Here is a 13,208-nt window from a genome sequence, read left to right as displayed (position 1 = left end):
CAATTATCGATCGCGTAAGAAGAACTGGAAAGTGTCTCAGTCAGTTGAATAGAAGATATTACCGTGATGTGATAGCTTAGTTTTTCCCTATTTAATATATTGATTCATTCTGCTTGTTCTTAACTTGACAAACTATTAAATATACCATAATCTAAATGTACGTACATGTTTAGCAAGAATTCTAAATTATGTGCGTGCAATATTTTGTGTAAGCGTATTAATTAAAGAGAATATAGAAATTGTCTAAGAAAGGATGAAAGAGATGGTAAATGAAACAGTAAAAGCAAAAATGGTTATAGACAAAGAGTTTCAAATCTCTGAGATTGACCCTAGAGTCTATGGATCATTCATCGAGCACCTAGGAAGAGCTGTATATGGGGGAATCTATGAACCTGAACATCCAACAGCAGACGAAAATGGTTTCCGTCAAGATGTTATGGATTTAGTTAAGGAATTACAAGTACCCATTGTCAGATACCCAGGGGGAAATATGGTCTCTGCCTACAACTGGGAAGATGGAGTTGGTCCAAAGGAAGACCGTCCAAAACGTTTGGAGCTGGCATGGAGAGTGACAGAAACAAATCAGGTTGGTACGAACGAGTTTGTGGATTGGGCAAAAGCAGCTAATACAGATGTAATGATGGCAGTTAATTTAGGTACACGAGGAATCGATGCTGCCCGAAATCTATTAGAGTATTGTAACCACCCTGGTGGAACATACTGGAGTGATTTGCGTAAATCTCACGGTTATGAAAACCCTCACAATATTAAAACATGGTGTCTTGGGAATGAAATGGACGGGCCTTGGCAGGTAGGTCAAAAAACAGCCTACGAATACGGTCGTTTAGCTTCCGAAACAGCTAAAGCTATGAGACTAGTAGATCCGGAAATCGAATTGGTAAGCTGTGGCAGCTCTAATTCTAATATGCCAACATTCCCTAGCTGGGAAGCAGAAACACTTGAGCATACCTATGAAGTAGCTGATTATATTTCATTACACCAATACTATGGTAATCGTAGTGGTGATACGGCTAACTATTTAGCGAAATCGATGGATATGGAAGACTTTATTCAAACTGTAATCGCTACATGTGATTATATTAAAGCGAAAAAACGCAGCAAAAAGAAAATGTACTTAAGTTTTGACGAATGGAATGTTTGGTTCCATTCCAATGAGCAGGATAAAGAAATTGAACCATGGACAGTAGCACCGCCTCAACTAGAAGATGTGTATACGTTCGAAGATGCTTTATTAGTAGGCAGTATGTTAAATACAATGCTCCGTCATTCTGACCGTGTGAAAATTGCTTGTATGGCTCAACTTGTAAACGTTATAGCACCAATCATGACAGAAAATGGTGGGGCTGCATGGAAACAGACGATTTTCTATCCATATTACTATACTTCAGTATATGGTCGTGGTGTAGCGCTTAATCCAGTAGTAAGCTCACCTAAATATGATAGTAAAGACTTTACAGATGTTCCTTACCTCGATTCATCTGTTGTATACAATGAGGAAAAAGAAGAGTTAGTTGTATTTGCTACAAATCGTCACTTAGAAAAACCATTAGAAGTGGATATCGATGTCCGTTCATTTGAAGGTTTTGATGTAGTAGAACATGTAGTACTTGAAAATGAAGATGCGAAAGCTGTAAACCTTGCTGGTCAAGAGAATGTCAAACCACATGCGAACGGAGAGTCTTACGTGGATGATGGAAAACTGACAGCTGTTTTCCCTAAATTCTCATGGAACATGATTCGTCTACAAAAGAAAGCTTAACAGAGTTGTGACATCCTTTCCTACTGTGGGTTAGTGATTTACTTGAACCTTGAAGTGGGGATTTCAAGGAACAGTAGCACCGTCTTAAAGAAATACGATTAAATTTATAATGAGGTGATAAGTATGACGAAAAAAGTAATTGTCAACGCTGATGTCGGAAAAGGCACAATTAACAAAAATATTTATGGACACTTTGCAGAACATTTAGGTCGATGTATTTATGAAGGTTTCTGGGTTGGTGAAGATTCTGATATCCCAAACACAAATGGGATTCGCAATGATGTTGTCGAAGCATTGCGTAATCTAAATATTCCAGTACTTCGTTGGCCTGGTGGCTGTTTTGCTGATGAATACCATTGGAAAGATGGTATTGGTCCGAGAGAAAATCGGAAGCGTATGGTTAATACACACTGGGGTGGTGTAATCGAAAATAACCATTTCGGTACTCATGAATTTTATATGCTATGTGATATGCTCGACACAGAACCATATATTAATGGAAATGTCGGAAGTGGTACTGTTCAAGAGATGTCAGAATGGGTAGAATATATGACATTCAACGGTGAGTCTCCAATGGCTAACTGGCGTAAAGAAAATGGCAAAGAAGAGCCTTGGAAGTTAAAATACTTTGGCGTAGGTAATGAAAACTGGGGTTGTGGCGGTAACATGCGCCCACAATATTATGCTGATTTATACCGACGCTTCCAGACATATGTAAGGGATTACGGAGATAATAAAATCTTCCGTATCGCTGGTGGTGCCAATGTAGATGACTATAATTGGACAGAAGTGTTAATGCGTGAAGCTGCTCCATTTATGGACGGTTTAAGTCTTCACTATTACGTACATCCAGGCGGTTTCTGGAACAAAGGACCAGCAACTGGTTTTTCCGAAGAGGTTTGGGATATTACGATGCAAAAAACAGTATATACGGAAGAGCTTATAGAAAAGCATAGTACAATTATGGATAAATACGATCCTGAAAAACGTATTGCGATCATTTTTGATGAATGGGGTGCGTGGTATGATGTAGAACCAGGCACAAATCCAGGTTTCTTATATCAGCAAAACACGATCCGTGATGCATTAGTTGCAGGTATTTCACTTAATATCTTTAATGAACACAATGATCGTGTTCAAATGGCAAATATTGCGCAAACGATCAACGTTATTCAATCAATGATCTTAACAGATAAGGAAAAAATGATTTTAACTCCTACTTATCATGTGTTTGAAATGTATAAAGCACACCAAGATGCAGAACGTTTAGATCTTAACATCGAAAGTGATTCTATTAAAGTCGGAGATAAGGAAATCCCACAGGTTTCCGCTTCTGCTTCGAAAGCGGCAGATGGCTCTGTTACCATTACTTTATGTAACTTAGATAAAGCGAAAACTGCAGATTTAGCAGTAGATTTACGTGGTAAAGATCTTGCCAATGTGTCCGGTCGTATCATTACTGCGGATGAAATGGATGCTCATAATACGTTTGAGAATCCAGACAATGTAAAACCAGTCGCGTTTGATGACTTTCAGACAAGTGGCAGTGAACTAACACTAACATTACCATCGAAATCAGTTTTAAGTATTACAATTAAATAATAGAACTATTAAAGTCGGTAAGGTTAACCTTATCGGCTTTTTTCTTGAGAAAGAATAAAACTTTGGTATTAGTCTAGCTTTCCACGGGCATGCCCTCAACTAACATTGCGAAGTGGATTTTCGACTCGCGCTATTTCCGAAGGAGTCTCTGTAATTAGTCTCCGCTATTAGCGGGTCCAACAATTCTGTCATAAGAATAGGTTGCCCTTTTTTACTAATATAGGAAAGTATATAATCCGCGGTATCAACGTATTTGTAAGCAGAGTAGCCATTTTGAAATAGCTTGTACAGGAAACCATCGCTGCGGCTGTCCACTTCCCTTTCCACGGGATTTTCGCCTAAGCTAACTTTGGTAAGCAAAGAGCGCTTATCAAAGTGGATCTTAGTCGAAAATCATCCCGTAGGAGTGGAAGTGGACGGCCTCCGCTATGAAACTGTTCTACAACGTTTGTGACTGCTAACTGCTCGAGCTTTCTTAACCTGTTTAATAAAATTGGAATGTCAGCGAGTACATTCATTGTAGAGCATGAATGAGCGTAGGCGTCCACTTCGACTCCTGTGGGATCAGCGTGATCTGAAGATCCACTTTTGTAAAGCGATCTTCTTTACAAAAGTTAGCTGAAGACCCGCCCCACGGAAAGCGAAGTGGGCAAGCCGTAGCGGTTGTTACGCCCAATATCTATCTCAAAATAATTACTTTATACTATCGATATATTATTTTGGCCAATGAAAAGGACCGGGTGGCCTTTCCCGGTTTTTCTTAATTGGACCGCTATCCGTGAGTATAAAAGCAGCTGTGTTACTTCTTGCTAGTGTTGTAGAGAAGATCTTAACGAAGGCTGTTCAAATATTTCAAAATGGATGCTAGAGAAATGGTAAACCTTTAGCATTTTAGTCACAAGGGCTGAGCGAATTTTGCTCAGTTTTTCATAATAAATGATTATGTGTTGTGTTAATTAATATACGTAGGATAAAATGCAAATAAGAAGACAAAAAATGGAGGAGAAAAAGGATGACAAAAACGTTGTATTTTGACTGTTTTTCCGGGATAAGTGGGGATATGACCATTGCCTCTTTATTGGATACAGGTATATCTTTAGAGTGGTTGGAGAAACAGCTTAAAGCCTTACATTTAGAAAAAGAGTATCAATTACAGCTTAGTAAAACTGTGAAAAACGGTATACATAGTAATAAGTTTGATGTGATATATGAAGAGGAGCATCATCACGACCATCGCCATGATGATAGTCATCATCACGGTCATTCTCATCATCATCGACATTATAAAGATATTGTCCATCTTATTGAGAATAGTGAACTAAACGCATCGGTAAAAAAAATGTCTTTAGAAATGTTCCGTGTGATCGGTGAAGCGGAAGCAAAAATACATGGAATGAATCTGGAAAATGTTCATTTTCATGAAGTTGGTGCCATAGATTCAATTATTGATATTGTTGGTACTGCCATATTAATAGATAAATTAGAGATTGATCGAATTATATCTTCTCCAATTCCAGTTGGATCTGGTCACATTCATATTGATCATGGAGTTTATCCGGTGCCTGCCCCAGCTACATTAGAAGTATTAAAGGGTATTCCATTAAAAGAAAGCGCTGTAAAGGGGGAATTAACAACCCCTACTGGAGCTGCCATCATTAAGACATTAGCAACGGATTTCTCGGCGATGCCAAACATCACAGTAGATACAATTGGCTATGGTGCTGGTACGAAAACATTTGAAAATCACCCAAATGTATTAAGAGTCATCATCGGTGAAAGTGAACAGTGACCTCGTTCATCTAATTCAGAGAACCTGCAAAACTGTAAATAGTGGTAGCCCCCGTAAAAAGTGTTATAGAAAAAAGACTGCCCATAAGTTCTTTGCGTTAACTTATGGGACAGTCTCTCATGCTTCTTTACTTTTATATTGTGCCCGGTATTTACCAGGGGTGATTTCTTCCATTTTTCTAAATGACCGAATAAAGTTTTGAGAATTGTTATATTGCAGCTTTTCAGCAATCTCCTTTACAGACATATTAGTTGTCGTGAGCCATTCTTTTGCTTTGTTGAGACGGTAACGAAGTAAATATTCACTAAAAGAGTATCCTGTTTCCTTTTGAAAAATACTGCTTAAATAATTCGGGTTATAGTGTAACTCAGCAGCGATCACATCTAGTGAAATGTCTTTATCATAATCTTCATGGATAATCCGAATCATTTTATCAGAGATTTTCTTATTCTTTGAATCGTCTTTGGCATCGATACTATCGATTAATGGAATGATAATTTGCTGGCTTACCCAATCATGGATCGCTTCAATTGAGTTCAAGTTTTGATAATAGGTAATCATATCCGTTGATTGAAAGTCTTCTACATTTGCCCCAAGCAATTCTTTTAATTCATATAATTCATATAAGAACCTTGATAAGATAATTTCCAGCTGTTGATGATGAATATCGTTTCTATCCAAATAATCAAAAAACTTCGAGAGCTCAGATAACGCTTGTTCCTTATCACTTAATTTAATCGCATCAAAAATCTTATTCTTAATTGCTGTCGGGTAAGGAGCAACACTAGAGTAGCGTCTGTTTAAGTTTTCGTAAAAAATGATCGAAGACTCGCCCATTTTCAGACGATATTTTAGTGCTTCCTTACTTTCTTTAAAAGCAATATTGGAATCTTCTAATTCATAGTAACGGTTACTGATACCAATGCTGACTGATAAGTGAAATAACTCCATCACTTTTGTTTGGATTAGTTTTACCTTCTGATTTATGATATGTGTATAATCTGATTGATTGTTGCACTTTGTAATAACTAAAGTGGATTGGGCATCGTTAATTACTACTGGAGTAAATCGCTCTTCGCTTGGAATAAGATCCTCAATTAAATTGTTGATAGCAAAAAGAATCAGATCTTGATCATTTTCATTAAATTTCTTTTGGTCTATTTCATCTAATTTTAATGAAAATACCGTTAATTCGGTCCAATCCTGGTTATAATTGAATGACTTCACTTTTAGTGGTAATTCACTGCTTGTTACTTTCCCCTGTAATAATCGAATCATGAAAAGCTGTTTTAACTGTGTAACTTGGCTTTGAACCCGTTTTTCCAACAGATGATTTTGATTTAACAATTTTTCGATATGTGTCTCGATTAAATCGAATTCATTTGTGGCTTTTTCCGCTGCGGACTTACCGTCATCTGAAGAAGCTATCACACTTTTTAATTTTTTGACAGGTTTATATAAAATCTTGCTACCAATAAAAGCAATACATAATGAAAGAATTAATAATATCGAAACAATTAAGACGGTTAACCAACCGATAGAGCTTGATTTCATATGCAAGTCACTTAATTTCACTAATGAAAGATAAGTCCAGTCATTATATTCTGAAGTTTGATAGGAGACTTTGAAATCCGTATTATTAATTTGATACTCGAATTGACCCTCTAATTCGTCTCGGTCAATCCTCTCAAATAAATTATTGGGGATATACCCGTCTTCACCTGTGTATTCCGTATTACTATGGGCAATTGTTTGATTATTTTCATCTAAAATAATAAATGACTCACTATCATTGCTCTGTGCCATGATTTCAGTTAATTCACAAGTAGGAACGATAACAGATATAAGACCATCCGGTTGAGACGATAAGAGCGGCAATTTCTTCACTAAATTAATATAATGAGAACAGCTCTTTTTCGTCGCATTCGGTAAATTTATTTGGCTTGCTTCTTCCATCAACCAAACAGATTTCTCAGGTATCCGTAAATAATTGGTGTTTATTTGTTCATAGGCTTGATTATCAAGGTGTACTAAACCATCGTTATTAATTAGCCATCTTTTATCGAAACTTACTAATATCACATCTTCTATGCCAGTCTCAATGGTTTGTAAATGGTTTAAATCTTTTCTTAATTTATGAAAATCATTAAAGGATCTCCCGTTCATATCTTCTTTTAAAAATTCTTGTGTTTGAGCTGAGCGTACAAAATAAGTTGTAGATAAATCAATGTACCTTAATACTTGCTCTACGTTGGTTTGTATTTGATAAATATTTTGCTTTTTTTCATCATTGGAATAATCCACAATTGCATTAGACGATTGCCAATAAGATAATCCACCAGTAATAATAACAGGTACGGTGCTTAAAATAACTAAAAATGCGATCAGTTTAAAATAGTGTTGAGTAGATAATTTTTTCATAGACATACTTCCTTAATCGTTATATTTTAAACAAATGTATAGCGCTAGGAAGTGGATATAGGTGCTTGTTCCAATTGTTCTTGTTGTTTTTTTAGCAATTGACTAAAACCGATGTGAATAATAAACATCGCTACGTAAGCGCTAACACTAAAGCTAAAAAAAAGTGTAATACCAGGGAATTTCAAAGATGCAAAATATATCCCGGCTAAAACTGTAATAGCACATATAGAGTAGTGCAAGTTCACGGCACCAATTGATACCGCATAACGAATATATTGCCAAAAACGAAGTTGATAGTGAACATAAACTGGTGCAATGTACAATACTAGCATTACGTAAAGGAATGCTGCTATAACAAAAATTCCGAGCAATACCGGGTATAAACTTGAATGATTCATTAGTCCTGTATACTTTAAAAAGACAGATAAAAAATAACCGATAATGTAAATGACTAAGCCGAATAGGTTAGCACGAAGGAAATTAGATTTATATTGTTTGAAGAAGGTTTCAAAAACAGGGATATCATATTCTTTTAAAACCCATTTTCGAACGACGGCAAACATCGCGATTGTTGCTGGCATGATTCCGAAGAAAATTAAACCTAGTAAGGTAAAGGCGATCCATAGCATATTCAACCATGCAAATCGGGTAACCCATACACTTATACGGTAAAATCCAGCCCAGATTCCTGAAAGTTCCATCATAAAAACCACCTAATTCTGTAAAATGAATGCTAATATATATAGGATACCTTGTTATTGCTCTGCCGTAAATAGTGAATGTAAAGCGCTTACACGTTATAATCATCTTGTAAGGAGGTATAAACCTATGTCCATAAAGGGATTTGGACGGTTACAATCAGTAAAATAATCATTTTTTAATATTATTTTACTCGGCACGAAAAGATGATCATTTTTCAAGAAAGTCAATATTTTTTTCTTTTTACAGTAAGCGTTTCCAACAGCTGTGAAGAAGTGATTATATACAAATACTTATTTGTTTCTTACTATTAGATTGTACACGGCAAACATTGCTGTACAAAATTAGATTCTGGAGGGTGGTTAATTTGAGTAATTGGAAAAAACTTATGGGCATCATGTTATTACTATTATTTGTTTTATTAGCAGCATGTAGTAGTGATAGTACAACAGAAGGTGGAGACAATAGCGGTGGAGATGATGACTCTTCTGAAGAAACAAATGAAGAAGAAGGGGCAGATTCTGATGAGCCGTATGCCTTCACGATTATGGCAAACTTACACACACCAGAAGTACCTAATGAAAAAGTATTAGAACAAATTGAGGAAGCAACTAATACGGATATTGAAATTCAATGGGTACCGGATAATAACTATGAGGATCGATTAAACACAGCTTTTGCGACTAATTCTTTACCTGAGGCAGTATTCTTAAAAAACCAGACAACATTCATTCAATTCCGTGATGCGATGGAAGATGAACAATTCTGGGAAGTGGGACAGTATTTAGATCAATTTGAGAATTTGTCTAACTTAAAAGACAATGTACTGGATAATACGAGAGTTAATGGGAATTTATACACATTGTATCAAGGTCGTCCACTATCAAGACAAGGTTTGATATATCGTAAAGATTGGGCAGATAATCTTGGATTAGAAGCGCCGACTACAACAGACGAGTTTATGGAAATGGCTAGAGCCTTTACCGAAGATGATCCAGATGGCAATGGGGAAGATGATACATTTGGTGTAACAGACCGTAGTGACTTAGTTTATGGCGCATTCAAAACAGTATCGTCTTGGTTCGGAACTCCGAATGAATGGGGCGAACAAGATGGTCAGCTATTACCGGAGTTTATGTTTGACGAATATAAACAAACAATGGATTTCTTTAAGGAAATGCATGAAAACGGATACATTAATCAAGACTTTCCTGTAACTAGTAAACCAGATCAACAAGAATTCTTTAAGAATGGTACTGCAGGTATGTATGTAGGTTCTATGGGTGATGTTGGCAGTCTTTATAATGATGCAGAAGCAATTAATCCAGATGTAGAATTTGATGTGCATAACCATATTGAAGGTCCAGACGGAGAATTTGGTGTATGGGCAATTCCTGGTTATGGTAGTTTAGTAATGTTTCCGAAAAGTTCTGTTGAAACAGAAGAAGATCTACTTAAAATTTTAGGATTCTTTGATCAATTAATGACACCAGAAGTAATGAATTATGCTTACTGGGGTATCGAAGGTGAGCATTATGAAGTAGTAGAGGATCGTGCATTACCAACAGATGATCAATCCTTGTTTGATCGAGAAGTAAAACCTTACCAAGCTATTGAAATTGGTGAGCCGGAAACAAACGGCCGTTATGAAGGTTATTTCGATTATGAAGTAAAAGCTAAATCGGAAGAATTGTTTAAAGACAATGAAAACTATTTAATTGAAAATCCTACGGTACCTCTTTATTCTGAGACATACGTTGATGACGGTGCTAGACTTCAAGAGATTATTACAGATGCAACCTATAACTATATCATTGGTCAAATTGATGAAGCAGGTTTTGATGATGCGGTGGAAAACTGGAAATCGCAAGGTGGAGATGCGATTATCGAAGAATTTAACGCATCAGAGTAATCATAGTAAAGGGGCTCTTAAAATGGATATTTTAAGAGCCCGATCTATATCTCAACGACGCATAACCTCGGAGATGATCATTATGTTATGTTAGTTGCTTTAGCTAAACAAGTATAATAAGAAAGTCCTTTCTATCAGTGCAGAAAGTAACTCGTAAGATAATGATTATTTACGTTATCGAATCATTGAAGTAAGATTTCTTTCAAGGCAACAATGCTTGGTCAAACAAAAAAAGATAAGAGCACTGTTCGAGACATTGTTGTACAACAAGACTCATAGTAAAGGGTGGTTTACTTGCTAAATCGGAAAAAATGGAAGCTAACTACGATAATACTTTTATCGCTTTTAGTTTTTGTTGGTTGTAGTGGTGATAGTGCATCAAGTGAAGGTGCTGGTGGTTCGGGGTCTGGTGACTCATTTGCCATTATGGCTAACTTGCATACACCAGAAGTACCAAACGATAAAATCTTAGAGAAAATAGAAGAGGAAACAAATAAGGAAATTGAAATTCAATGGGTACCAGATAACAACTACGAAGATCGATTAAATACTGCGTTTGCTACTAACTCCTTACCTGAAGCAGTTTTCTTAAAAAATCAATCATCATTCATTCAATTCCGTGATGCAATTGAAGATGAACAGTTCTGGGAAGTTGGACAGTATTTAGATCAATTTGAAAACTTGTCGAAATTAAAGGACACGGTCTTAGATAACACGCGGATAAATGGAAAATTGTATACGTTATACCAAGGTCGCCCATTATCAAGTCAAGGTCTAATCTATCGCAAGGATTGGGCAAATAATCTCGGGTTAGAGGAACCTACTACAACGGATGAATTTATGGAAATGGCAAGAGCATTTACAGAAGATGATCCAGATGGAAATGGAGAAGACGATACTTTTGGTTTAACAGACCGTAGTGATTTGATTTATGGTGCCTTTAAAACAGTTTCTTCCTGGTTTGGTACGCCGAATAACTGGGGCGAACAAGATGGCCAACTGCAGCCAGAGTTTATGTTTGATGAATATAAACAAACCATGGATTTCTTTAAGGAAATGTATGACAACGGTTATATTAATCAGGATTTTCCGGTAACAAGTAAAACAGATCAGCAAGAGTTCTTTAAAAATGGTACAGCTGGTATGTATGTCGGGTCCATGGGCGATGTAGTTAGTATTAACAATGACGCAGTAGCCATTAACCCAGATGTGGAGTTTGATGTACAAAACAAAATCAAAGGGCCTGATGGGGAATACGGAGTTTGGTCGATTCCTGGTTATGGAAGTTTAGTAATGTTCCCAAAAAGCGCTGTTGAAACAGAAGAAGATTTACTGAATATTTTAGACTTCTTCGACCAAATGATGACACCTGAAATAGCAAACCTATCATATTGGGGTATTGAAGGAGAACATTATGAAGTAGAAGATGACCGTGCTTTACCGTCTGATGATAAAGCATTAACAGATAGAGAAGTGAAACCATATATGTCTATCGGGATAGGCGAGCCAGAAACAAATGGTCGATATGAATCTAAATTTGACTATGATATCAAAGAAAAAGCAGAAGAGTTAACCAAAGAAAATGAAGAATATTTAATTGAAGACCCTACGGTGCCACTATATTCAGAGACATATGTTGATGATGGTGCTAGACTTCAGGAAATTATTACGGACGCAACCTATAATTATATAATTGGCCAAATTGATGAAGCAGGATTTGCTGATGCAATAGAAGATTGGAAATCACAAGGTGGAGAAGCGATTATCGAAGAGTTTAACGCATCTGAGTAATCGTAGTATAGGGGCTCTTAAAGAGAAACATTTAAGAGCCCAACTATATCTATCAGGTTATAGGAATAGGAGATGATCATTATGTTATGTTAGTTGCTTATGTGAAACATTTATATGGGAAAGATCTGTTCACCATGATAGATAGTAACTCGTAAGATAATGATTATTTACGTTATATAACCAATAACGTAGTCTTTTGTTAAAGACAATTATTCATAATCGAATTTTAAAAGAAAGGATTCTGCTTATGGAAACGACGACACTAACTGCAAAAGAAGAAGCGAAACAAGTTAAAAAAATGAAACGTTCCGAAACATGGCGAAGAGTCAAACGGAACAAGATGATCTATTTAATGATTCTTCCAGGCTTAATTTACTTCCTTATTTATAAATATTTACCGATGTACGGATTAATTATTTCCTTTCAAGACTATAAGCCATATCTAGGGATTTTTGGAAGTGAATGGGTCGGGCTCGAACACTTCAATCGCTTATTTACGAGTTCAGAATTTTGGATGATTTTTAAGAATACACTCGTTTTATTTGGATTACAAATATTTATTTATTTTCCGATTCCGATTATTATTTCGCTTATGCTTAATGAAGTAAGACATAGCTTCTTTAAACGAGGTGTTCAAACGCTTATCTATATCCCGCACTTTATGTCATGGGTAGTTATCGTATCGATTAGTTATGTAATGTTAACTTTAGATGGCGGTATTGTAAACGCTATCTTAGAAACACTTGGCTTTCAAAAGGTTAATTTCCTTCTAAATGATGACTGGTTCCGCCCGATGTATATTTTACAAGTAATCTGGCGGGAAGCTGGCTGGGGAACGATTATCTTCTTAGCAGCGATCACAGCGGTTGATCCGCAATTATATGAAGCTGCCAGAATGGATGGTGCCAACCGTTTCCGTCAAATGTGGCATATTACGTTGCCGGCGATCCGTAATGTAATTATTGTCCTGCTCATTTTGAAAATCGGGGATGTTTTAGAGTTAGGTTTCGAACATGTTTATCTATTACTGAACTCATCAAACCGGAATGTAGCTGAAATTTTTGATACGTATGTATATGTTGCCGGTCTGCAACAAGGACAATTTAGTTACAGTACCGCAGTCGGTTTCTTTAAAGGGGCGGTAGGACTTGTAATGGTTGTCTTTGCTAACTGGTTAGCGAAAAGATTCAATGAAGAAGGTATTTATTAAGATA

At 36.4% G+C, this 13,208-nt stretch carries 8 protein-coding genes; 6 read left to right on the top strand and 2 right to left on the bottom strand.

All coding sequences use genetic code 11. The annotated features are described in order from the left end of the window. The first annotated feature begins 262 nt into the window (after positions 1-262). The 3 genes from arfA to larC all read left to right on the top strand — a co-directional run bounded on the left by arfA (position 263) and on the right by larC (position 5,171). Positions 263-1,780 carry an arabinosylfuranosidase ArfA gene (gene arfA / locus D569_RS0107315; RefSeq protein WP_018931760.1) on the top strand — a complete coding sequence of 506 codons (1,518 nt, stop codon included), beginning with the start codon at positions 263-265 and terminating at the stop codon, positions 1,778-1,780. A 123-nt stretch (positions 1,781-1,903) separates the two neighbouring features. Continuing rightward, positions 1,904-3,382, top strand: a complete 1,479-nt coding sequence (locus tag D569_RS0107310) for an alpha-N-arabinofuranosidase (RefSeq protein ID WP_018931759.1) — start codon at positions 1,904-1,906, stop codon at positions 3,380-3,382. 1,012 nt (positions 3,383-4,394) lie between these two features. Next, positions 4,395-5,171 (top strand): nickel pincer cofactor biosynthesis protein LarC, encoded by a 777-nt coding sequence (gene larC / locus D569_RS0107305; RefSeq protein WP_018931758.1) that lies wholly within the window; start codon positions 4,395-4,397, stop codon positions 5,169-5,171. A gap of 117 nt (positions 5,172-5,288) precedes the next feature. Here the strand turns inward: larC and D569_RS0107300 are convergent, their stop codons facing one another. Beyond that, complete coding sequence (locus tag D569_RS0107300) at positions 5,289-7,592, bottom strand: AraC family transcriptional regulator (RefSeq protein ID WP_018931757.1); 2,304 nt, start codon at positions 7,590-7,592, stop codon at positions 5,289-5,291. Positions 7,593-7,636: 44 nt separating this feature from the next. Further along, positions 7,637-8,296, bottom strand: coding sequence for a YesL family protein (locus D569_RS0107295; RefSeq protein WP_245548491.1), 660 nt, complete (start codon positions 8,294-8,296; stop codon positions 7,637-7,639). Between the two features lie 362 nt (positions 8,297-8,658). Here D569_RS0107295 and D569_RS0107290 point away from each other — a divergent pair, with 362 nt between their 5' ends. From D569_RS0107290 to D569_RS0107280, 3 genes are all read left to right on the top strand, one after another. Beyond that, a complete protein-coding gene (locus D569_RS0107290) occupies positions 8,659-10,203 on the top strand; it encodes an extracellular solute-binding protein (protein ID WP_018931755.1) in 1,545 nt (514 codons plus the stop codon). A 294-nt stretch (positions 10,204-10,497) separates the two neighbouring features. Then, the gene (locus D569_RS0107285; protein WP_018931754.1) at positions 10,498-11,994 is read left to right on the top strand and encodes an extracellular solute-binding protein; all 1,497 of its coding nucleotides are present in this window, start codon (positions 10,498-10,500) and stop codon (positions 11,992-11,994) included. A 247-nt stretch (positions 11,995-12,241) separates the two neighbouring features. Then, positions 12,242-13,204 carry an ABC transporter permease gene (locus D569_RS0107280; protein ID WP_018931753.1) on the top strand — a complete coding sequence of 321 codons (963 nt, stop codon included), beginning with the start codon at positions 12,242-12,244 and terminating at the stop codon, positions 13,202-13,204. Positions 13,205-13,208 lie beyond the last annotated feature (4 nt).

Origin of the sequence: Gracilibacillus lacisalsi DSM 19029, from assembly GCF_000377765.1 — a bacterium.
GTDB lineage: Bacteria > Bacillota > Bacilli > Bacillales > Amphibacillaceae > Gracilibacillus > Gracilibacillus lacisalsi.
The sequence above is the reverse complement of the archived record's forward strand: the minus strand, read 5'-3'. Positions and strand labels throughout refer to the sequence as shown.

Bases quoted from the DNA above. Each gene is read 5' to 3' on its own strand.
- larC (WP_018931758.1), top strand. From the start codon at position 4,395: ATGACAAAAACGTTGTATTTTGACTGTTTTTCCGGGATAAGTGGGGAT.
- arfA (WP_018931760.1), top strand. From the start codon at position 263: ATGGTAAATGAAACAGTAAAAGCAAAAATGGTTATAGACAAAGAGTTT.
- D569_RS0107280 (WP_018931753.1), top strand. From the start codon at position 12,242: ATGGAAACGACGACACTAACTGCAAAAGAAGAAGCGAAACAAGTTAAA.
- D569_RS0107295 (WP_245548491.1), bottom strand. From the start codon at position 8,296: ATGATGGAACTTTCAGGAATCTGGGCTGGATTTTACCGTATAAGTGTA.
- D569_RS0107300 (WP_018931757.1), bottom strand. From the start codon at position 7,592: ATGAAAAAATTATCTACTCAACACTATTTTAAACTGATCGCATTTTTA.
- D569_RS0107310 (WP_018931759.1), top strand. From the start codon at position 1,904: ATGACGAAAAAAGTAATTGTCAACGCTGATGTCGGAAAAGGCACAATT.